This window comes from Aeromicrobium sp., from assembly GCF_047606445.1.
GTDB lineage: Bacteria > Actinomycetota > Actinomycetes > Propionibacteriales > Nocardioidaceae > Aeromicrobium.
In genome coordinates, this window is sequence record NZ_JASGEK010000055.1 from 19693 (window position 1) to 40625 (window position 20933).

The window sequence follows — 20933 nt, forward strand, 5'->3', positions numbered from 1 at the left end:
GATGATGGATCGCGGCAGCTATCGCTGCCTTAAACCATCATCCTGCGTCTCCGGAAGGGCGCGGGTGGTTCAGGCGGTCGCCCAGGCGGGGTTCCAGCCCTCGACCTCGTCGGCGCGACGCGACTGGGGGCCGGTGTAGATCGCCGAGGGGCGGATCAGGCGGCCGGTCTTCTTCTGCTCCAGGATGTGCGCGCTCCACCCCGCGGTGCGGGCCGAGGTGAACATCGCGGTGAACATGTGCGGCGGGATCTCGGCGAAGTCGAGCACGATCGCGGCCCAGAACTCCACGTTCGTCTCCAGCACGCGGTCGGGACGACGCTCGCGCAACTCGGCCAGCGCCGCCTGCTCCAGCGCCTCGGCGACCTCGGAGCGCGGCGCGGACAGCTCCTTGGCGGTGCGGCGCAGCGTGCGGGCGCGGGGGTCCTCGGCGCGGTAGACGCGGTGGCCGAAGCCCATCAGACGCTCGCCGGAGTCGAGCAGCTCCTTGACGTAGGCGCGCGCGTCGCCACGCTTCTCGACCTCCTCGATCATCGTCAGCACGCGGGCCGGGGCGCCCCCGTGCAGCGGACCCGACATCGCGCCGACCGCGCCCGACAGAGCAGCGGCCGCGTCGGCGCCGGTGGAGGCGATGACACGGCCGGTGAAGGTGGAGGCGTTCATGCCGTGCTCGGCCGCCGAGACCCAGTAGGCGTCGATCGCCTTGGCGTGCGCCGGGTTCACCTCGCCGCGCCAGCGGGTCAGGAAGCGCTCGGTGATGGTCGAGGCCTTGTCGATCTCGGCCTGCGGGACCATCGGCTGGCCGACGCCGCGCGCCGCCTGCGCCACATACGACAGCACCATGACGGCGGTGCGGGCGAGATCCTCGCGCGCCTGCTCGTCGCTGATGTCGTAGAGCTGGCCCATGCCCCACGCCGGCGCGGTCAGCGCGATGGCGCTCTGCACGTCGGCGCGGATGTCGCCGGAGTGGACGGGGATCGGGAAGGGCTCGGCCGGCGGAAGGCCCGGCTCGTAGGTCCCGTCGACGAGCAGTCCCCAGATCTTCTCGAAGGGGACGCGGCCGACCAGGTCGTCGATGTCGACACCGCGGTAGCGGAGGGCCGACCCTTCTTTGTCCGGTTCGGCGATCTGACTCTCGAAGGCGATGACCCCTTCGAGTCCGTGGTGTACCTCAGTCATGGTCATCATCGTGCCACCTGGCTAGCGTTGCGGGCATGGTCACCCCTGAACTGTCCGCGATGCGACACGAGTACGGCCAGGCCGGACTGGACGAGTCCGACGCGGGCGACGATCCGCACGCCCTGTTCGACCGCTGGCTCGCCGAGGCGGTCGAGTCCGGGATCGGCGAGCCCAACGCGATGGCCCTGGCGACCGCGACGCCCGACGGAACGCCGTCGGTGCGGATCGTGCTGCTGAAGTCGCTCGACGCCGCGGGCGCGGTCTTCCACACGAACTACGACTCGCGCAAAGGCCGGGAGCTGTCCGCCAATCCGCGCGCCTCGGCGGTGCTGCTCTGGCACGACCTGGCGCGTCAGGTGCGCTTGGAGGGGATGGTCGAGAAGGTGGGCGCCGAGGAGTCCGACGCCTACTTCGCCACCCGGCCCGAGGGCGGCCGGATCAGCGCCGCCGCCTCGCCGCAGTCGCAGGTCGTGGCCGACCGGGCCGAGCTGGAGCGCCGCTGGGCCGAGGCGGCCGCCTCCCCGGACGCCGGGCGGCGCCCCGAGGGCTGGGGCGGTCTGCGCCTCGTCGTGGCGTCCTTCGAGTTCTGGCAGGGCCGCGCGAACCGCCTGCACGACCGGATTCGTTTCACCCGCGACGGGGACGGGTGGGTCCGCGACCGCTTAGCGCCGTGACGTCCCCTCGACAGCTTCGGGCGGCGGCTCCCGCGTGCCCCGGGGAATGAAAAGCCGGCTTCCTCGCCGCGCCTGACGCCCGCGCCAACGGGCCGGTGAGGCGTCTCGATACGATGCCCCTCATGTCAGCCGATTCGCCGGCCGTCCCCGCCGAGCAGACGATTCCGCTCGCCGAGGGACTCACGCCGACCCTGGAGGCATGGGAGAAAGCCACCGCCGCCGTCTTGCGCAAGACCCGCAAGCTCGCCGACGACGCTCCCGACGCCGAGGCCTGGGCCAAGCTCACCACTCGCACGCTCGACGGCATCGAGGTGACGCCGCTGGGCACGCCCGCGGCGTCCGCGTCGCTGCCGGAGCCGGGTCTGCCCGGCCAAGGCTCGTTCACCCGGGGCACGGAGGCCGCGCGGGAGAACCGCGCCTGGGACATCCGCGGCTGGTTCACCGATCCCGACGGTCAGCGCACCGCCGACGACGTGCTCGGCGACCTGGAGAACGGCGTCAACTCGCTGTGGCTGACCGTCGGCGCCGACGGCGTGCCGACCGACGCGCTCGCGACGATTCTGGAGCCGGTCTTCCTCGACCTCGCGCCGGTCGTCGTGCAGGACGCGCACGACCCGCTCGGCGCGGCCCGCGCGCTCGCCGCCGTCATCGAGGACAAGGCGATCACCGCCCATCCTGGCACGAACCTCGGCGTCGATCCGATTGGCAATGCCATCCGGGGCACCGGTGAGACCGACCTCGCCGTGGCGGTCGAGGCGGCGAAGATCGCGCTGCCGCTGGGCGTCCGCGCCCTCGTGGTCGACGGCACGGCCGTACATGACCAGGGAGCCTCCGACGTCCAAGAGCTCGCCTACCTGCTGGCGGCGGGCGCGGCCTACCTGCGGCTGCTGACCGAGGCCGGGTTCAGCGCCGACGAGGCCGCCGGGCTCCTGGAGTTCCGCATCGCCGCGACCGACGAGCAGTTCCCGACCATCGCCAAGTTCCGCGCCGCCCGCCGCGCCTGGGCGCGGGTGGCCGAGCTGAGCGGCGTCGCCGAGGAGAACCGAGGCCAGCGTCAGCACGGCGTCACCTCGCGGCCGATGATGACCCGCTACGACCCCTACGTGAACATGCTGCGCACCACGGTCGCCTCCTTCGCGGCCGGCGTCGGCGGGGCCACGGCGGTCACGGTGCTGCCCTTCGACGAGCCGCTGGGCCTGCCGGAGGCGTTCAGCCGCCGCATCGCGCGCAACACCTCCAGCCTGCTCATCTCCGAGTCCCACGTCGCCAAGGTCACCGACCCGGGCGGCGGCTCGCATGTGATCGAGAAGCTCACCGACGACCTCGCCCGCGCCGCCTGGACGGCCTTCGGCGAGATCGAGGCGGCGGGCGGCGTGCTCGCCGCGCGGGAGCGGATCGCCGAGCAGATCGAGCAGATCACGACCGCCCGGGCGGCCAAGATCGCCAAGCGCTCGATGCCGCTGACCGGCGTCAGCGAGTTCCCGAACCTGTACGAGGAGCTGCCCGAGCGCCGCCGGTACCCGAGCGCGCCTCAGGTCTTCCGCTACGCCCACGAGTACGAGGCGATGCGCGACGAGCCGGTCGCTGTGAAGGCCTTCCTCGCCACCATGGGCCCGGTCGCCGCGCACACCGCGCGCGCCACCTTCGCCACCAACCTGCTCGCGGCGGGCGGCATCGACGTCACCGTCGCCGGAGCCACCGACGGCGTCGAGAGCGTCGTCGCGGCCTATGACGGCTCGCCCGTCGCCGTCCTCGCCGGAGCCGACGGCCTCTACGCCGAGTGGGGAGCCGACCTCGTCGCCGCGCTGCGCGAGGCGGGCGCCCGTCACATCATCGTCGCTGGACGTGTGCCGGATTCTTGGCGCGACATCGGCCCCGTCGACGAGGCCTTCGCCGGTCTCGACGCCTTGGCCTTCCTGCGCCGTACCCGAGAGGAGCTCGCGCGATGACCGTCCCGAGCAGTTTCGCCGGACTTCCGCTCGATCCCGAGCAGGCGCCCACCCCCGATGCCGACGCCTACGCCCAAGCGGTCGGCGGCTCCGAGCCGTGGCTGGCCCCTGAGGGCATCGGCGTCAAGGAGCTGTACACGCCCGCCGACCTCGACGGCGCCGACGCGCTCGACACCTACCCGGGCCAGGCTCCGTTCCTGCGCGGCCCCTACCCGGCGATGTACACGACCCAGCCGTGGACGATCCGCCAGTACGCGGGCTTCTCGACCGCCGAGGAGTCCAACGCCTTCTACCGCCGCAACCTCGCGGCCGGCCAGAAGGGCCTGTCGGTCGCCTTCGACCTCGCGACTCACCGCGGCTACGACTCCGACCACCCGCGCGTGCGCGGCGACGTCGGCATGGCGGGCGTGGCCATCGACTCGATCTACGACACCCGCACGCTCTTCGACGGCATCCCGCTCGACGAGATGAGCGTGTCGATGACGATGAACGGCGCGGTGCTGCCGGTGCTCGCGCTCTACATCGTGGCCGCCGAGGAGCAGGGCGTCGGACCGGAGAAGCTCGCCGGAACCATTCAGAACGACATTCTGAAAGAGTTCATGGTCCGCAACACCTACATCTACCCGCCCGCGCCGTCGATGCGGATCATCTCCGACATCTTCGCGTACACGGCGGCCAAGATGCCGCGCTTCAACTCGATCTCGATCTCCGGCTACCACATCCAGGAGGCCGGGGCCACGAACGACCTGGAGCTGGCCTACACGCTGGCCGACGGCGTCGAGTACATCCGGGCCGGCCTCGACGTGGGTCTCGACGTCGACGCCTTCGCGCCGCGTTTGAGCTTCTTCTGGGCCATCGGCATGAACTTCTACATGGAGATCGCCAAGATGCGCGCCGGTCGCGCGCTGTGGGCGCGGCTCGTGAAGGACTTCGACCCGAAGAACGTCAAGTCGCTCAGCTTGCGCACCCACTCGCAGACGTCGGGCTGGTCGCTGACCGCCCAGGACGTGTTCAACAACGTTCAACGCACGGCCATCGAGGCGATGGCGGCCACCCAGGGCCACACGCAGAGCCTGCACACCAACGCGCTCGACGAGGCCATCGCGCTGCCGACCGACTTCTCGGCGCGCATCGCCCGCAACACCCAGCTGCTGTTGCAGCAGGAGTCGGGCACGACCCGCAGCATCGACCCGTGGGGCGGCTCGTACTACGTCGAGAAGCTGACCCGCGAGCTGGCCAACCGCGCCTGGGCGCACATCCAGGAGGTCGAGGCCGCCGGCGGCATGGCCAAGGCCATCGAGGAGGGCATCCCGAAGATGCGCGTGGAGGAGTCCGCCGCGCGCACCCAGGCCCGCATCGACTCCGGCCAGCAGACGGTCGTCGGCGTCAACACCTACCGTTTGCGTGACGAGGACCCGCTGGAGGTCTTGAAGGTCGACAACGCGGCCGTCTACGCCGCGCAGGTCGCCAAGCTGGAGCGGCTGCGCGCCGAGCGGAACGCCGACGACGTGCGCCGCGCCCTCGACGCGCTGACCGCCTCGGCCGAGCGCGGCTCGACCACCGACGGCTCGCTCGACGGCAACCTGCTGGCGCTCGCGGTCGACGCGGCCCGCGCCAAGGCGACGGTCGGCGAGATCTCCGACGCGCTGGAGAAGGTCTACGGACGCCACCAGGCCGTCATCCGTACGATCTCCGGTGTGTACCGCACGGAAGCCGGGCAGGGCGGCAACATCGCGCGCGTCATCGACGCGACGGCCGAGTTCGAGGAGGCCGAGGGTCGCCGTCCGCGCATCCTCGTCGCCAAGATGGGCCAGGACGGCCACGACCGCGGCCAGAAGGTCATCGTCACGGCTTTCGCCGACATGGGCTTCGACGTCGACGTGGGCCCGCTGTTCTCCACCCCCGAGGAGGTCGCCCAGCAGGCGATCGACGCCGACGTGCACATCGTCGGCGTGTCCTCGCTGGCGGCCGGCCACCTGACGCTCCTGCCGGAGTTGAAGAAGGCGCTGGCCGAGCAGGGCCGAGGCGACATCATGGTCGTCATGGGCGGCGTCATCCCGCCCGACGACGTGCCGACGCTCAAGGACATGGGCGCCGCCGAGGTGTTCCTGCCGGGCACGGTCATCGCCGACTCGGCCCTGTCGCTGCTCGAGAAGCTGCGCGCGCAACTCGACGGCTGACCGGCGACGCCATGGCCTCAGGGGTAAGGCGTGGGCGGTCCGCGAGGAGAGGGACCGCGAGGGGACGTGGTGACGTCAGCAGTTGGTCGCCGCGGCCCGCGCGGTCTTCGAACGGCTCGGCTACGGCGCGGCCACTGTCCGACCCCGAGATCCGCGAGCTGTGCCGGTCGATCCGCGACCACGTGGCCCAGCGCACGACGCGGTACTTGGAGGGCCAGGCCGCTCGCGGGAACGTCGACCTGCTGGTCGAGCCGCGCGTGCTCGCGTTCATGGGCGTCAGCGTGAACGAGCGCTGTGCCAGAGCCGCCAACTCTGGGCCGCCGACACTCGCCGCTGGATCATCGCCGACGTGGACGAATAGGCTCCCGGACTTCTCTCCGACGGTCGTTACATCGACACCTGGTGACGAGGCTTCAGGGACGGGCGAGGCGTTCGGTGCGCTCGCACGGCTCCGGGTTCTTGGAATCTGGCCACCGGACGTCGTATCCCATCTCCCTGAGCACTCGGACCGCTTGCTCAGGCGCCTCGCGGACGAGGGCGCCGACTTGTTGACGTCGCCAATGAAGTCGTCCTTGGGTCAGTGCTTCCTCGGCTCCCTTGACGGTGTCGACACAGAATTCGGTGATGAGTAGGCCGAGAACGTCTTCCAAACCGGGACGCATGAGAGGTCCGCCGAGCGGGAAATGGATGTCAGACAGACGAGGCGAGGTCAGATGATGATCGAGTGCCTTGCGGGCTCGGCTCTGGGCGCGTTTCGAGGTAGTGGAGCGGAAGAGCTGGAAGAGCGTCTCGTCCCGATGAGCGTGCACGTGCAGGTGTGCTGAGGGGAGCACTGACTGCATAGCGTCGACGAATTCATAGCGGAACAGCGGCTCGTTCGAGCGGGAGCCAGCGGAACGGACATGGAACTCTGACGTGCGGACAGCGAGATAAGCGTCTTGATGGTCCCACTCGCAGGTGAACTTGGCGATGAGCTGAAGAGCCTCGACACCGTCCACTCGTAGCGGTATCTCTTGGTCGTCGATGGTCTTGACGATGACACGGCGTTGTGGCTTGTCAGTGACCGGAGAAGCCTCCGATATGAAGCCGGGTACCCCATCGCCCAGAACCGTGTGGAGCATGGTGGTGAGGTCGGTGGCGAATCGTCGTGCTTGGTCGTCGAGGCCAGGGAGAGGCGCGTCGTCACTCATCGCCGAGCAAATAGGCAATGTCGGTCAGGCGACGGAAGAGGCGGTCGGTCGTGGCATCGAGCTGATAGCGCGCGGACCTCTCTGCTAACTCCTCGTAGCTGAGGCCGACTGTGGCGAGGATGCTGTCACGTTCGGTGGTCAGATCATCTCGGCTAGGTGTCAGAAGTGGGGCCATGATTGTTTCTCCATTCCCTCATATCGTGACACACCATCTCACGGGGTGCGGACAGTTTTGCCCGGCTTCGATCTCAGGCGAACCCGAACACCGGAGGCAGGACGGCGATGACCACGGCGGCCCAGACGGCGTAGACGGGTAGGTAGCGCGTCTGCCAGGCCTCCAGCGCCGTGAAGGGGGCGCGGCCGCGGTGGAAGCGCCACGACAGGACCACCGACCACACGAGGTTGACCGCGATCACGATGTTGAGGCCCAGCGCCGCGACCTTGTTGGGCGAGGCGCCGAACTCGGCGATCCGGATCAGCATCGCCACGAGCAGGGCCGCGTCCACGACGAGCGCCAGCGCGACGACGGCCGTCAGCAGCAGGTCGTACAGGCCCGGCGGGGCGAGGGGGTCGCGGGCGGAGACCGCGTAGAGCAGCAGGGCGAGCACGACCATGAGGATCAGCGTCATCACGACCAGCAGGTCCCGGTTCACGCCGATCAGGTCCGGATGGGTGGCGAAGGCCGCGAGCGCCGCCAGCAGGACCACGACCATGAGCGGTGTGAACAGTCGCGTCAGCACCGGGAGCATGTTCTCGACGACGCTCTGTTTCGCCTCGACCAGCCACGCGCCGACCAGGACCGCCCCCGCCGCCCCGATCGGCACGATCCACGGCGCCAGCTCCTCGGCCACGGAGGAGCCGACGGCGGCGAACAGCGCGAGTGTCAGGCCGAGCAGCAGCATGCCCCCGAGCGCGATCAGGACGTAGTAGACGGCCCATTCGCCGGTGAAGCGGACGACGTCCATGCGCGCCGCGCTGTCGCGCCACCGCCAGCCGGCGTACGCCAGGCCCACCAGGCTCCACAGAAGGATCGGGGTGTGCGCGATGACCAGGAACTCGGTCGCCCCGCCCAGCTCGAAGGGGAACAGGTTGACCAGCAGCGAGGTCCCGCCGAAGCCGGCCGCGACGACGGCCATCGTCGCCGGAGGCGCTTTGCGCGCGTGCATGAAGTAGACCGCGAGGAAGGCCAGCGCGATCAGGCTGGCGTTGCGCAACGCGACCTCCTCCGGCAGCCACAGGGTCGCCGCGCGCAGCAGCAGCCCGGCGCCGACGCCCAGCACGACCGCGACGACCAGCGCGGCCCGCCGCTCGTCGACGACGGCCTGGCTGCGCGGCTCGTCGGGCAGCAGCACAAGCTGGCGCCAGAGGCGGTCGGAGTGCTCGACGGCGAACTCGCGGGAGATCGCGTCGACGGCGCCGAGGCGTTTGACGGCCACGAGGAAGGCCTCGTCGGCGCTCAGCCCGGCCCCGGTGAGCGCGTCGATCTGGTCGCGCAGATGTCCTTCCAACTCGTCGAGGTCGCCGGCGGTGACGGCGGGGCGGCGTTCGAGATAGCTCCGCCATTGGCCGATCTGGGTGTCGAGGGGGCTCATGCGCGGACTCCTGTCAGGGTGGGAGCGGGGAGGGGGACGCGCCACACGGCGTCGAGGACGTCGGCGACGACCTGCCACTGCCGACGTCGTTCGGCGAGCGCGGAACGGCCGGCGTCGGTGATCGTGTAGTGCTTGCGGCGGCGGCCGGTGTCCTCGGCGCGCCGCCAGGACGAGGAGACGTGGCCGAGTCGTTCGAGCCGGTGCAGCAGCGGGTAGAGCATGCCGTCGGTCCAGGCCATGCGCCCCTCGGACAGCTCGCCGACGCGCTGGGCGATGGCGTAGCCGTAGGACGACTCGGTCTCGGCGAGGATCGCCAGGACGAGAGGGGTGGCCGAGGCGGCCACGAGGTCCTTGTCGATGCGCATGAGTACCTTCCATGCCTAGATCTGCTAGGTAATATACCTCGTTCCTCTAGGTATGGGAAGCGATAGGGTTAGGCGCTCACGGCAGGCGACGGAGAGGAAGCGGTGATGACCGTCGGAATGACGCTGTTGCTGACCGGGCTGGGGCTCGCGCTCGTGGCGATCCCCGTCTTCGGTCACGCCGCGCGTGTCGAACAAGAGGAATCGGACTACGCGCGTGGGGTGTCGCGCGTCGAGGGCCTCGTCGTCGGCATGGACGTGGAGTCGCGTTGTTCTTCCCCGTCGTCCAGTTCAGGGCGCGCGACGGCGCGCGGGTCGAGGCGCGGGCGCTGACCGGGGCGACCATCGAGCCGGTCGCGGTCGGTCAGGCGGTCGAGGTCGTCTACGACCTGGGCGATCCGCGACGGTTCGACCTCGCCGTGGCGCCGAGCGGTCTGACGTCGGGCGCCTGGTATCGGATCGGCGGAGGCGTGGCCTTCACGTCGGTGCTGGTCCTGACGGCGTGGCTCTTTCTGGCGTTGGTGCTGCGCGTCTTCTCGTGAGTGGCGTCCGGCCCGCTCGGTCCCGACCCCTAGACTCGGGCGGGTGATCGACGTGACTGCCTTGGCCGACGGCGTGCGGGCGGGTCGGCGCGCCTCCGTCTCACGGGCCATCACGCTCGTCGAGTCGCGTCGTCCCGACCATCGGGTCGCCGCGCGCGAGCTGCTGACCGAGCTGACCCCCGACGCGGGCGGCGCGGTGCGCGTGGGCGTCTCGGGCGTCCCCGGGGTCGGCAAGTCCACGACGATCGAGGCGCTCGGCACCCATCTGACGGGGCAGGGCAAGAAGGTCGGCGTGCTGGCGGTCGACCCGTCGAGCGTGCGCACGGGCGGCTCGGTGCTGGGCGACAAGACCCGCATGGCGCGGCTCGCCGTCGACCCGAACGCCTACATCCGACCCTCGCCGTCGGCGGGCACCCTCGGCGGCGTCGCGCGGGCCACGAGCCAGGCGATGACGATTCTGGAGGCGGCCGGCTTCGACGTCGTGCTGGTGGAGACCGTCGGCGTCGGCCAGTCCGAGATCACCGTCGCGGGCATGGTCGACACCTTCCTCTTCCTCACCCTCGCCCGCACCGGCGACCAGCTGCAGGGCATCAAGAAGGGCATCTTGGAGATCGCCGACGTCATCGCGGTCAACAAGGCCGACGGCGAGCGGGTCCGCGAGGCCGAGATCACCGCCAAGGACCTCGCCGGAGCGCTGCGGCTGGTCTACGCGGGCACGCAGGACTGGGTGCCGCCGGTGCTCACCTGCTCGGGCCTGGAGGGCGCGGGCCTGGACACGGTGTGGAGCCGGATTCTGCGCCACCGCGAGTTCATGGGGCATCGCGGGCTCGCCGAGAAGCGCGCGCGCCAGCAGCTGGACTTCACCTGGGCGCTCGTGCGCGAGGAGCTGGAGGACCGGCTGACCCGACACGACGGCGTCAAGGCCGAGCGAGAGCGGGTGCGCGAGGAGATTCTGGCCGGCCGATTGGGCGCCGCAGAGGCCGCCGACCGCATCGTCGCCGCCTACGACGTGTAGTTCGTCCCGCATCGTGAGACGCGGGTGAGTGGGCGGGTGAGATGTCGCGGAATGGCTTCGAGGCGCGTCGTCGCAGGTCAGGACACTTTTCATTCAGGCCAGTCCGTGTTCCGCTCGCCGTCCGGTCGAGGGGTCTCATCAGCGGACTAGTCACAAAGGACTACGTGTGACTAGTCTCTGTGATGCGCCGCACGGGCCGACCATCTCGGGGGGATGGTCGGCCCGGCGTTCGTTCGACGGGATCAGCCGGACTGCTCCGCCGACGTCAGGCCCAGCGCTGGGCGGCGGGCGTGAAGTCGAGCGTGCGGGGGCCGGTGTAGATCTGCTTCGGGCGGGCGATCTTCTGCTCCGGGTCGTCGACCAGCTCGACCCACTGGGCCAGCCAGCCGGCGGTGCGCGGGATCGCGAACAGCACCGTGAACATCTCCGGCGGGAACTCCAGCGCCTCGTAGATCAGGCCGGAGTAGAAGTCGACGTTCGGGTAGAGCTTGCGCTTGACGAAGTACTCGTCCTCCAGCGCGATCTTCTCCAGCTCCTGCGCGACCTCCAGCAGCGGGTTGACGCCGGTGACCTCGAAGACGTCGTCGCAGGCCTTCTTGATGATCTTCGCGCGCGGGTCGTAGTTCTTGTAGACGCGGTGGCCGAAGCCCATCAGCCGCTCTTCGCCGCGCTTGACCCCGGCGATGAAGTCGGCGACGTTCTCCTTGGTCTTGATCCGCTTGAGCATGCGCAGGACCGCCTCGTTGGCGCCGCCGTGCAGCGGGCCGTAGAGGGCCGCGATGCCGGCGCTGACCGCCGAGTACGGGTCGACCTGGGACGAGCCCACCGAACGGACCGCGTTCGTCGAGCAGTTCTGCTCGTGGTCGGCGTGCAGGATGAACAGGACCTCCAGCGCCTTGACCAGGCGGGGGTCGGCGTCGTACTTCAGCTCGCTCATCTTGAACAGCATCGAGAGGAAGTTCTCGGTGTAGCTCAGCTCGTTGTTCGGGTAGACGTAGGGCTTGCCCTGCGCGTGCCGGAACGACCAGGCGCCCAGCGTCGGCATCTTCGCGATCAGCCGGACGATCTGGGCCATGCGGACGTCGGGGTCCTTCACGTTGGTCGCCTCCGGGTAGAAGGTCGACAGCGCGCCCACGCTCGACAGCAGCTGGCCCATCGGGTGCGCGTCGTAGCGGAAGCTCTGCATGAGGTCCTTGAGGTTCTCATGCACGAAGGTGTGGAAGGTGATGTCGTGCACCCACTGGTCGTGCTGCTCCTTCGTGGGCAGTTCGCCGTGGATCAGCAGGTAGGCGACCTCGAGATAGGTGGAGTGCTCGGCCAGCTGCTCGATCGGGTAGCCGCGGTACTCCAAGACGCCCTTCTCGCCGTCGATGTAGGTGACGGCGCTGCGGGTGGAGGCGGTGTTGGTGAAGCCCGGGTCGTAGAGGCTGAGGCCGGGGGAGTCGTCGGTCTTGCCGATCCGGCCGAGGTCCGTGGCGCGCACGGCCCCGTCGGTGATCTCGACCTCGTACTCCTCGCCGGTGCGGTTGTCGCGGACGGTCAGGGTGTCTTTTCCGGTCACGATGGGTCTCCTGTGACGTACACGGTGGCGCCGGGGTGTGACGCTCGCTGCAGGCAAACCTAGCCCGTCCTCGCCCCCGCGCGCATCTGTGGGTTCGCGCGGGGGGCGAGACGATCTGGCGGCGCGGTCGGCGCGTTGCGCTCCCTGTCCCTTCAAGGCTCGCTCGTAGGACTCGCTCACACCTCAGGGCTGCTGTCGGACGAAGGCCTTCATTCGGTCGATCCAGAAGCCTGGCCGTCGCTTCGCATGTGCGACAGCGACGACCCAGAAGGTGTTTTCGACGACCGTGTAGATCAGCCCGTACTCGGAGAACCGTCTCAGTTGGATCTTGCGCACCCGCCATCCGGCGGGGAGTTTCGGGTGTTCGTACTGCTTCTGTTGGAGCGGGCTCGCCATTGCCTGCTTGATGAGAACGTCCAACTCTGCGGCGAGATCACTACCCAAGCCGGGTTGGCGTTCCTCGTGCCACTGGTAGCCGTCATCAAGATCGCCGATGGCCTCCGTGTGCCATCGTGGCTCAGGGTTCATCGGCTGAAGCGCTTCATCACTTCATCGTGAGGGACGCCCGGCTCGCTGCCATCGACGATTCCTCGGAGGCGCTGGCCGATCTCAGAAGCCCATGCGGACTCCACCTCGGCGCCATCCTCGTAGGGGCCGTCGGCTTCGATGTAGAGGTCGTGGGCGAGCCGCAACTGTTCTTCGCGCGGGAGTTTGCGCGCCTGCTTCAACAGTTCGGCCGTGGTCATGTTCGGAAGTCTACCCGCGCTCACGCGCGGCGTGGAAGTGATGAGTCGAGGTGGAGTTCGCCCCCTCGTTTTGACCAACGGGCCGTGTCTGGTTAGTCTTGTGAGTCGTTGTGCCCGCGAGCCGTTCGCCCGGGCGCTGTGGAATTTCTCTCGGAGCCCGCTCCGAGTCTGTCAACTTCTTCGAGAAAAAGGGTCACGCCGTGCGCACGTACAGCCCCAAGCCTGCTGACATCGACCGTCGCTGGCACGTCATCGATGCCGAGGACGTCGTCCTGGGCCGTCTCGCCGTCGAGGCGGCCACGCTGCTGCGGGGCAAGCACAAGCCGACCTACGCGCCGCACGTGGACGGCGGCGACTTCGTCGTCATCGTCAACGCCGAGAAGGTCGCCCTCTCGGGCGCCAAGCGCACCGACAAGCAGGTCTACCGCCACAGCGGCTACCCGGGCGGCCTCAAGCAGATCGCCTACGGCGACCTGCTCGAGAAGGACGCCCGCAAGGCGATCGAGAAGTCGGTCCGCGGCATGCTCCCGAAGAACCGTCTCGGCCGTGCCCAGATCTCGAAGCTGAAGGTCTACACGGGCCCGAGCCATCCGCATGAAGCGCAGAAGCCCCAGCCGTTCGAGATCACGCAGATCTCTCAGTGAGCATTAGGAAGCAGAGCACCGTGGCCCAGAGCACCCTCGACGACACCCAGAGCGGCGTCGCCTACACCTCCGAGTCCGCCGGCATCGCCGCCTCGGCGACCGACCGTCCGGCCGTCGTGGCCCCCGGCAACGCGACGGGCCGCCGCAAGGAGGCCGTCGCCCGCGTCCGCGTGGTGCCCGGCACCGGCGTCTGGACCGTCAACGGCAAGCCGCTGGAGGAGTACCTCCCCAACAAGCTGCACCAGCAGATCGCCAAGGAGGCCCTCGCGGCCACCGGCCAGCTGGACAGCTACGACGTCATCGCCCGCGTCGACGGCGGCGGCATGACCGGCCAGGCCGGCGCGCTGCGTCTCGGCGTCGCCCGCGCGCTGAACGGCGTCGACGAGGAGGCCAACCGTCCGGTGCTCAAGCGCGCCGGCCTGCTCACGCGCGACGCGCGCGTCAAGGAGCGCAAGAAGGCCGGCCTCAAGAAGGCCCGCAAGGCGCCTCAGTACAGCAAGCGCTGATCGACTCGTGGGTCGGATCTTCGGAACCGACGGCGTGCGGGGTCTGGCCAATCGCGATCTGACCGCCGAGCTGGCCGTCGATCTGGCGGTCGCCGCCGCCCACGTGCTGGGCGAGCGGGGCGAGTTCTCGGCTCCGGGCCGTCCCACGGCCGTCGTCGCTCGCGACACGCGTGCCTCCGGGGAGTTCCTGGAGGCAGCGGTCGTGGCGGGCCTCGCCTCGGCGGGCGTCGACGTGCTGCGGCTCGGCGTGGTTCCGACGCCGGGCTGCGCCTATCTGACCGAGCGCCTCGGCGCCGACCTGGGCGTCATGATCTCGGCGAGCCACAACCCGATGCCCGACAACGGGATCAAGTTCCTGGCGCGCGGCGGGCTCAAGCTCGACGACGCCGTCGAACGGCAGATCGAGGCGCGCCTCGGCGAGCCGTGGGAGCGTCCCACCGGCGCCGAGGTCGGCCGGGTCGGCGACGCCCACGACGAGCTGTCGGCTTATGTCGACCACCTCGTCGCCGCCTCGCCCGCCGGTCTGGACGGGCTGAAGGTCGTGCTCGACTGCGCGCACGGCGCCGCCTACGAGTCGGCTCTGCGGGTCTTCGCCGTGCTCGGCGCGGAGGTCGTCACGATCAACGCCGAGCCCGACGGCCTGAACATCAACGACGGCTGCGGCTCGACCCATCTGGCGGGCCTGCAGGCCGCGGTGGTCGAGCACGGCGCGGCCGCCGGGTTCGCCTTCGACGGCGACGCCGACCGCTGCCTGGCCGTCGACGCCGCAGGGCGCGAGGTCGACGGCGACCAGATCCTCGCGGTCCTGGCGCTGGCGCTCAAGGAGTCCGGCTCGCTGCGTGCCGACACGGTCGTCGTGACGCAGATGAGCAACCTCGGCTTCGTCCAGGCGATGGAGGCTGCGGGACTGACGGCGGTGCAGACCGCCGTCGGCGACCGCTACGTCCTGGAGGCGATGCGCGCCGGGGGCTTCTCGCTCGGCGGGGAGCAGTCCGGCCACGTGATCGTCGCCGAGCACGCCACCACCGGCGACGGCGTGCTGGCCGCGTTGCTGCTGGCCGCGCGCATGGTCGCCACGGGTCGTTCGCTGGCCGACCTCGCGTCGGTGATGACCCGGCTGCCGCAGGTCCTGGTGAACGTGCCGAACGTCGACAAGGCGCGCGCCGACACCGACCCGGCGGTGCAGGGCGCGGTCGTCGCCGCGACCGCCGCGCTCGCCGGAACCGGCCGGGTGCTGCTGCGCCCGTCCGGCACCGAGCCGTTGGTCCGTGTCATGGTCGAGGCTCCCACGCAGGAGGAGGCGGCCCAGGTCGCCGACCAGCTCGCCGACGTCGTGCGCGCCCACCTCGCCCTCTGAATTTCCCCCTTCTCAGCGCCTCTTGTCCTCAGAAATGAGGACAAGAGGCGCTCGCGTTCGTGTCGCGCTCTCGGAAGAATGATCTGAGGTGAGACGACGGACGGAGGAGGACGCATGTCGGGCCTGAAAGTGACGCTCCAGGGCGTCACGCTCGTGGTCGTCGACGACCATGCGCTCACCGTCGGCGACGGCGGCGCGCTCGGACTGGTCGAGTGGGGCGAGGAGCCTGACGGCGGACGGCCGGTGGTCGAGCTCCGGCGACGCGACGGCCTGTGGTGGCTGGGGGCGCTGGAGCCGGCGGCGCGTGTCGTGGTCAGCGGCGACCGGGGGCAGCTCCGGTCTGCCGTGTCGCCGTCGCGGCCTGTGCCGGTGGTCCTGCCCGAGACGGTGGTGTCGATCAGGTGGGCGGGGGCCGAGCACGAGGCGGTCGTCCGGGCCTGCGACCCGGTGTTCGAGGAGTCCGTCCCCACGGACTCGGCGTCCGACGCGGCCCGAGCGGCCTTGACCCCGGCGCAGCGCCACTGCTCGTCGTGCTGGCCGAAGGGCTCTTGCGTCGTCCTGGGTCGGTGGTCGACGTGCCCAGCAACGCCGACGCCGCCCGCGCGCTCGGCTGGACCGTCTACGCCTATCAGCGCATGCTCGACTCCGTGTGCGAGGCGTTCGCCGCGCGTGGCGTCCCCGGCTTGCGCGGCGTCGCGGGCAAACCCCAGACCTACCGTCGCCAACACCTGGTCGACCACGTCGTCTCCACCGGCGTCATCACCTCCGCGGACCTCCACCTGCTCTGACGTCGCTCTCGGCTCCCCATGAAAGTGGGGAAACTGCTTCAGTCGATAGACGCCGGGGCGTTTCTGGTGTGGACGGACAAGTGCCGGTGCATCGTCGAAATGTGGTGGTGCGTCGGCGTCGTAGTAGTAGGTCCCATCCATCACCGCGTCGTGTTCGGCGCGGAGCCGCTTCGCCGAGAGCCTTTGCTATCGGACGCTGGACTCGCCGCGACCCCGTCTTGGGAACCGGTGGGTTCGGAGTGGAAGCCTGGGAGAATCTCGTAATGGTCGCGTCGAGTCGGCGTGATGGGAAGTTCCCGGCACGTCAACGGTGCGTCCGTTCAGCGCTTAGCTGTCGGCGGCGCGGGTGGGGAGGTCTCGACCTCGACTTCAACGTGCGTTTGGTAGCGCGGTGAGAGTTGCACTCGTCCGATCTGCCAGAAGGTCGAGTAGTGGCGTTCCGGCATGCGCGTCAGCGTTTGGCGGCTGGCTTAGGCGTGGGCATCGTGTGATCCTTCGACTAGGGACTTGACCCGCAGAGCGGCGGCGTCGACCTTGTGTCGACGCCGCCGGTCACTCACTGCCAGTGGCCGTCGTGCTGGGGGCAGAGGCCACCGCTGTTGTTGCATCGGGTGCAGGTCAGACGGTCGCCCAGGAAGCTTCTGGCCGTCTGGCCGTTGCAGCTGGTGCACTTGTAGACATCGGACGAACAGCGGCGGCACTTGGCGATCTTTGACATGGTCTCTCCTCGAATGGGAAGGGGTGATTTCTGTGAACGTAGCAGGGTTGGGGCGGAGATGAATAGGTTTCGGTGTCACCGAAAGTGAGGGTTGCCGGGTGCGACGGATCTTGTTAGAAAGAGGGGTGTCTTATTTAAAATTCATGAGAATGAATCTCATTAATTATTTGTGTCGGAGAAGGAGGCAGACATGGCTGGTGAGCAGAGGGGGCGTTCCCCTGAACGCAACTTGGATAGAGGGAGTGAACCCGTCGAACGGCCTAGGATCGTCGCTCAGCGGAATGAGTCACGTGATCGTGCGCTGGGGCGTAGCGGAATCGTCGCCAGTCAAGAGGCGGCGCGTAAGGAGGCGGTCCGTAAGGTCGGTCAGAACGCCACTCGTCAGACAGTGCAGGCTCAGCGGGAGCGGGAGCGGGAGCGGGGGCGCTAACGTCGCAGCGGGTCAGCCGTCGAGCAGATCGTAGCGGGTCAAGTCGACGAGAATCGGTTTGTGCGACAACTCGTGGCAATGCACGAGCGCGTGGTGGGATCCGCCGGGTGGCGACATCATTTCAGTGCGCCCGAGCACGGGAACCTCGTTCATCTGTACTCCGGTCTGGAAGGTCGGCCCACTTTGGCGCGAATAGTTGAGCGACTGTGTCTTGCGGGAAACCTGACGGCTTCCCAGACGCTTGCCGAAGTAACCGGTGGTCTCGGCGCCAGCTCCGGGCAGCAGGATATGCGTGACACAGTTCGACAGGATCGTCTCTCGGTCGTCTTTCTTGAAATCCTCAATCTCTTGCAGGGCGAGTAGCGCGCTCAAACCGGAACTCCGTGAAGTCGCCATGAGTTTCGGGAGGTTGAGGCGTTCTTGCAGGCGGGGAGCCTCGTCGAGGACGAGCAGGACTGGTCGCGAACTTGTGTTGAACTTGTGCAGCTGTGTGGTGAGGAACTGTGAGAGGAAGAGTCCTGAAACCGCCTCGGACATCTTGCCGTCCGCAAGGGGGGCGGTCACCATGAGCAGTCCTGGTTCATCACCGGTGTTCTTCATGCGCAGCCCACGTCGTGAGGTGACTCTGTTGAATCCCGGGGTGTTGAGCATTTCTAGGTAAGTGCTCACGAACTGGACTTTGGTGTAGTAGTCGGCGTCGTAAACGAGGTCGGCGAGGCGGCTGCGGGCCCGTTCCGGGGCGGCATTGGTGATGTAGCGGGCGAAGCGTGGCTGGTCGTCGAGCAGCCGCAGCAGTGAGCCGACGGTCCAACTGTGGCCGCTGGAACTGGCGTATTCCAGGAGGCCACGCATCCACTTCATGTCACGCAGATGGAATTCCTTGTTCGGGTCGTTGTCGCGCTTGCGGCCCACTAGCGCCTCGGTCGCGGCCTCGGTCGCGGCCTCGTCGTCTTTGAGGTCGCGAATCCAGTTCCACGTCACCGACTCGCGCGGATCGGTGTAGTCGAAGTTGGTGATGGCCACGTCGGGCAACGGTTTCTTGGCCGCGGCGTATTGCCGTACTTGGGAGAGAAGGTCGCCGTTTCCTTTGAGGTCGAGGGCGACGACGAGATATCCTTGCTCCATGGCCTCGTAGATCCACGGCACGATCACCGAGGCTGTCTTGCCGCTGCCGGCTGGCGCGTAGACCACGGTGTGGCGGTTGGCGAGTTCCGGGGAGAGGCCTATCTCGTTCTTGGAGGGGAAGCCACCGCCGAACATGGTGGCTTTGGGTAGGACGTAGCGGCCGAGGGGGAATGCCCACGGGGGGATGTCTAAGTCTTCGGGGGTGGCGACGCCCGAGTAGTCAAGAAAGTCCTGAGCGTTGGCGGGCACCTCGTCCCAGGGGCCGATGAAGCCACGTTTGACAGCTCGTTGGCCGCGGTTGGCCTTGCGTATCGCGGCGCTTGTGGCGGCGGAGTTGGACATTTGTTTTCCGATGGAGTTGCTCGCCGCGAAAACGCCTCGTGTCACCTTCCAGCCGATGCCCATGGTGCTCCCTTACTACGACGTGGGTTCGTGGATGTGGCGATCCTCGCGGCAGTCCCGCAGGCGGGCGTTGTGGAGAACGGTTGGTGGCGCCTGCCGTCTCGCATCAGCCTCAGGAACCTTGGCGACGGGGTCAAGCTAACCGCTCACGGGTGGCGGGTCAAGAGGTTGCCTGTCACCGAAAATGGGGACAAGGAAGTGCTGCGCTGCGGAGTCTTCTTCCGTTATGTTCCAGAGGTCAGGTGTGTTGATGGTCCTCAAGGAGGCCCGTGTGAGTCAGGGCGACGATTTTTACGATCAGGAAGACGAAGGCTTGCATCGGCCAGTGGTGAAACCGATGGTTCCGCCTCCGCCGCAGTCGGCAGGTCAGCGGTCTGTGCCGCCGTCGCGACCCGATCCCGGGGATCCGGACGGCGACGACGCCACTGGGACGTCGGACGGGACTGTGATCCTCGAGGACGGGCTACTGGACGAGGAGACGTCGGAGCGGGAGTCGAGGCCGGACCAGGTCGAGGTCGACCAGCCTGCGGCTGCCTCATCGTTCGTCGAGTCGGAGGCTTTCATGGAGCTGAGTGACACGGTGCGCTCGTTGCAGGAGACGGTCGACGGCTTTGGCGCGCAGGTTGGTCGTTTCCACACGCGAGCCGAACGGTACGAGGAGAACATTCGTACCGCCCAGTCGCGCATCGAGAAGTTGCAGGGTGATCAGGTGCGGGAGCTGCTCAAACCCGTCATCACCAAGCTTGCGGGCCTCCACGAGTTGGCCCGTCAGGCTGGTGAGGATGCCCGAGTCCGGGAGGAGGCCCGTTCCGAACGGGACTTCGCCGACTTCGTACATCAGTTGGAGCAGGCGCTCGACGATCTCGACATCGAATCGGTCGGCGCGACCGTGAATCTCGAGGTCAACCCGCGTCAGCACCACGTCGTGCAGAAAGTCGCGACGGAGGATCCGACGCTCGATCGCCGGATCCAGAAGGTGATCCGTCAGGGATTCGCCTACATCGGTGCCGAGCGAGTGCTCCTGCCCGCTCGGGTCCGTGCGTACGTCTATGAGCCGCCCGTCGTCGGTGCCACCGATACCCCACCCACTGAAGGAGTCTGAAGCATGAGCGAGAAGGTCTATGGCATCGATCTGGGAACGACCTATTCAGCGATCGCCCACATCAACGACCTCGACCAGCCGGAGGTGATGAAGAACTTCGAGGGCGATGAGACGACGCCGTCGGTGGTCTTCTTCGAGGACGAGAGCAACGTCGTGGTCGGCGCGGAGGCGAAGCGGTCGCAGCTGACCGAGCCGGACAACACTTGTTCGTTGATCAAGCGCCGTATGGGTGACGACTATGAGTTGGAGTTCTGGGGTAAGTCGTTCACTCCGGAGAGTATCTCTGCGCTGACCCTGTCCGAGTTGGTCAGAACTGCGAACTCCGAGCAGGGAGGCAATGTCAGCAAGGTCGTCATCACGGTGCCGGCGTACTTCGGCGTGCGAGAGAAGGAGGCCACCAAGCAGGCTGGCGAGATCGCGGGCTTGGAGGTCGTCGGGATCGTGACCGAGCCGGTCGCCGCGGCGCTGTCGGTGGGTGTCCGAGGTGAGCAGGAGGAGACCGTGATGGTCTACGACCTGGGTGGCGGTACTTTCGACACGACGGTCATGACGGTCGGTCCAGGCAAGGTCGACGTCGTCGCGATTGATGGGAACCGGTCGTTGGGTGGCGCGGATTGGGACCAGGCGCTGGCGGAGTTGATCGTGGAGAAGTTCGTGACGCAGGCTGGTCTCGGTGACGAGGATCCGATGAGCGATCCGGACTTCGAGGTCGAGCTGTTGAGTCAGGCGGAGGACACCAAGATCCGGTTGACGCGGCGCGGCGAGGTGAAGGTGCGCTGCCGCTATCAGGACAAAGACGAGCAGGTCAGTGTCACGCGGGCCGATTTCGAGGAGGCGACGCGGCATCTGTTGACGCAGACCCTGGACACGGCGC

General features: G+C 68.3%; 20 protein-coding genes. 11 read left to right on the top strand and 9 right to left on the bottom strand.

The window, feature by feature from the left end:
- Positions 1 to 69 precede the first annotated feature (69 nt).
- On the bottom strand, positions 70 to 1176 hold the full coding sequence (locus QM621_RS10265) for a citrate synthase 2 (protein ID WP_414990283.1): 1107 nt from the start codon (positions 1174 to 1176) through the stop codon (positions 70 to 72).
- A 35-nt stretch (positions 1177 to 1211) separates the two neighbouring features.
- Here QM621_RS10265 and pdxH point away from each other — a divergent pair, with 35 nt between their 5' ends.
- The 3 genes from pdxH (at position 1212) to scpA (ending at position 5979) form a co-directional block, all read left to right on the top strand.
- Positions 1212 to 1850 (top strand): pyridoxamine 5'-phosphate oxidase, encoded by a 639-nt coding sequence (gene pdxH, locus QM621_RS10270; RefSeq protein WP_414990284.1) that lies wholly within the window; start codon positions 1212 to 1214, stop codon positions 1848 to 1850.
- 122 nt (positions 1851 to 1972) lie between these two features.
- Positions 1973 to 3799 (top strand): methylmalonyl-CoA mutase family protein, encoded by a 1827-nt coding sequence (locus QM621_RS10275; RefSeq protein WP_414990285.1) that lies wholly within the window; start codon positions 1973 to 1975, stop codon positions 3797 to 3799.
- Positions 3796 to 5979: a methylmalonyl-CoA mutase gene (scpA, locus tag QM621_RS10280; RefSeq protein ID WP_414990286.1), complete on the top strand. Its 2184-nt coding sequence runs from the start codon at positions 3796 to 3798 to the stop codon at positions 5977 to 5979. Before QM621_RS10275 ends, scpA begins: the two co-directional genes overlap by 4 nt.
- Before the next feature lie 413 nt (positions 5980 to 6392).
- Here scpA and QM621_RS10285 read toward each other — a convergent pair whose 3' ends face one another.
- From QM621_RS10285 to QM621_RS10300, 4 genes are all read right to left on the bottom strand, one after another.
- A complete protein-coding gene (locus QM621_RS10285) occupies positions 6393 to 7169 on the bottom strand; it encodes a hypothetical protein (RefSeq protein WP_414990287.1) in 777 nt (258 codons plus the stop codon).
- Positions 7162 to 7344, bottom strand: coding sequence for a hypothetical protein (locus tag QM621_RS10290; RefSeq protein WP_414990288.1), 183 nt, complete (start codon positions 7342 to 7344; stop codon positions 7162 to 7164). The genes QM621_RS10285 and QM621_RS10290 overlap by 8 nt, the downstream gene beginning before the upstream one ends.
- A gap of 73 nt (positions 7345 to 7417) precedes the next feature.
- Entirely contained in the window at positions 7418 to 8761 is a 1344-nt protein-coding gene (locus tag QM621_RS10295; protein WP_414990289.1) for a permease prefix domain 1-containing protein, read from the bottom strand.
- Positions 8758 to 9126, bottom strand: coding sequence for a PadR family transcriptional regulator (locus tag QM621_RS10300; protein WP_414990290.1), 369 nt, complete (start codon positions 9124 to 9126; stop codon positions 8758 to 8760). Before QM621_RS10300 ends, QM621_RS10295 begins: the two co-directional genes overlap by 4 nt.
- Positions 9127 to 9326: 200 nt before the next feature.
- Here QM621_RS10300 and QM621_RS10305 point away from each other — a divergent pair, with 200 nt between their 5' ends.
- Positions 9327 to 9665, top strand: a complete 339-nt coding sequence (locus QM621_RS10305) for a DUF3592 domain-containing protein (protein ID WP_414990302.1) — start codon at positions 9327 to 9329, stop codon at positions 9663 to 9665.
- Between the two features lie 43 nt (positions 9666 to 9708).
- Complete coding sequence (meaB, locus tag QM621_RS10310) at positions 9709 to 10680, top strand: methylmalonyl Co-A mutase-associated GTPase MeaB (RefSeq protein ID WP_414990291.1); 972 nt, start codon at positions 9709 to 9711, stop codon at positions 10678 to 10680.
- Positions 10681 to 10945: 265 nt separating this feature from the next.
- On the opposite strand, the gene QM621_RS10315 is transcribed toward meaB, so the two are convergent.
- The 3 genes from QM621_RS10315 to QM621_RS10325 form a co-directional block, all read right to left on the bottom strand.
- Positions 10946 to 12241, bottom strand: coding sequence for a citrate synthase (locus QM621_RS10315; protein WP_414990292.1), 1296 nt, complete (start codon positions 12239 to 12241; stop codon positions 10946 to 10948).
- Positions 12242 to 12424: 183 nt separating this feature from the next.
- The gene (locus QM621_RS10320; protein ID WP_414990293.1) at positions 12425 to 12769 is read right to left on the bottom strand and encodes a type II toxin-antitoxin system RelE/ParE family toxin; all 345 of its coding nucleotides are present in this window, start codon (positions 12767 to 12769) and stop codon (positions 12425 to 12427) included.
- Entirely contained in the window at positions 12766 to 12987 is a 222-nt protein-coding gene (locus QM621_RS10325; protein WP_414990294.1) for an addiction module protein, read from the bottom strand. Before QM621_RS10325 ends, QM621_RS10320 begins: the two co-directional genes overlap by 4 nt.
- Before the next feature lie 200 nt (positions 12988 to 13187).
- Between QM621_RS10325 and rplM the strand changes: the two genes are divergently transcribed.
- The 4 genes from rplM (at position 13188) to QM621_RS10345 (ending at position 16282) form a co-directional block, all read left to right on the top strand.
- Positions 13188 to 13631, top strand: coding sequence for a 50S ribosomal protein L13 (gene rplM / locus QM621_RS10330; protein ID WP_414990295.1), 444 nt, complete (start codon positions 13188 to 13190; stop codon positions 13629 to 13631).
- A gap of 20 nt (positions 13632 to 13651) precedes the next feature.
- The gene (gene rpsI / locus QM621_RS10335; RefSeq protein ID WP_414990296.1) at positions 13652 to 14137 is read left to right on the top strand and encodes a 30S ribosomal protein S9; all 486 of its coding nucleotides are present in this window, start codon (positions 13652 to 13654) and stop codon (positions 14135 to 14137) included.
- Between the two features lie 7 nt (positions 14138 to 14144).
- Complete coding sequence (gene glmM, locus QM621_RS10340) at positions 14145 to 15494, top strand: phosphoglucosamine mutase (RefSeq protein WP_414990297.1); 1350 nt, start codon at positions 14145 to 14147, stop codon at positions 15492 to 15494.
- 530 nt (positions 15495 to 16024) lie between these two features.
- Entirely contained in the window at positions 16025 to 16282 is a 258-nt protein-coding gene (locus QM621_RS10345) for a hypothetical protein (RefSeq protein WP_414990298.1), read from the top strand.
- Positions 16283 to 17442: 1160 nt separating this feature from the next.
- On the opposite strand, the gene QM621_RS10350 is transcribed toward QM621_RS10345, so the two are convergent.
- Positions 17443 to 18960, bottom strand: coding sequence for a type IV secretory system conjugative DNA transfer family protein (locus QM621_RS10350; protein WP_414990299.1), 1518 nt, complete (start codon positions 18958 to 18960; stop codon positions 17443 to 17445).
- Positions 18961 to 19228: 268 nt separating this feature from the next.
- Here QM621_RS10350 and grpE point away from each other — a divergent pair, with 268 nt between their 5' ends.
- Positions 19229 to 20059 (top strand): nucleotide exchange factor GrpE, encoded by an 831-nt coding sequence (grpE, locus tag QM621_RS10355; RefSeq protein ID WP_414990300.1) that lies wholly within the window; start codon positions 19229 to 19231, stop codon positions 20057 to 20059.
- Between the two features lie 3 nt (positions 20060 to 20062).
- A partial coding sequence (locus QM621_RS10360) for an Hsp70 family protein (RefSeq protein WP_414990301.1) occupies positions 20063 to 20933 on the top strand: 871 nt, incomplete at its 3' end.

Excerpts from the sequence above, each read along its gene's own strand:
- pdxH (WP_414990284.1), top strand. The coding sequence starts at position 1,212 with ATGGTCACCCCTGAACTGTCCGCGATGCGACACGAGTACGGCCAGGCC.
- QM621_RS10290 (WP_414990288.1), bottom strand. The coding sequence starts at position 7,344 with ATGGCCCCACTTCTGACACCTAGCCGAGATGATCTGACCACCGAACGT.
- QM621_RS10295 (WP_414990289.1), bottom strand. The coding sequence starts at position 8,761 with ATGAGCCCCCTCGACACCCAGATCGGCCAATGGCGGAGCTATCTCGAA.
- QM621_RS10350 (WP_414990299.1), bottom strand. The coding sequence starts at position 18,960 with ATGGGCATCGGCTGGAAGGTGACACGAGGCGTTTTCGCGGCGAGCAAC.
- QM621_RS10275 (WP_414990285.1), top strand. The coding sequence starts at position 1,973 with ATGTCAGCCGATTCGCCGGCCGTCCCCGCCGAGCAGACGATTCCGCTC.
- QM621_RS10300 (WP_414990290.1), bottom strand. The coding sequence starts at position 9,126 with ATGCGCATCGACAAGGACCTCGTGGCCGCCTCGGCCACCCCTCTCGTC.
- scpA (WP_414990286.1), top strand. The coding sequence starts at position 3,796 with ATGACCGTCCCGAGCAGTTTCGCCGGACTTCCGCTCGATCCCGAGCAG.
- QM621_RS10265 (WP_414990283.1), bottom strand. The coding sequence starts at position 1,176 with ATGACTGAGGTACACCACGGACTCGAAGGGGTCATCGCCTTCGAGAGT.
- QM621_RS10320 (WP_414990293.1), bottom strand. The coding sequence starts at position 12,769 with ATGAACCCTGAGCCACGATGGCACACGGAGGCCATCGGCGATCTTGAT.
- QM621_RS10285 (WP_414990287.1), bottom strand. The coding sequence starts at position 7,169 with ATGAGTGACGACGCGCCTCTCCCTGGCCTCGACGACCAAGCACGACGA.
- QM621_RS10325 (WP_414990294.1), bottom strand. The coding sequence starts at position 12,987 with ATGACCACGGCCGAACTGTTGAAGCAGGCGCGCAAACTCCCGCGCGAA.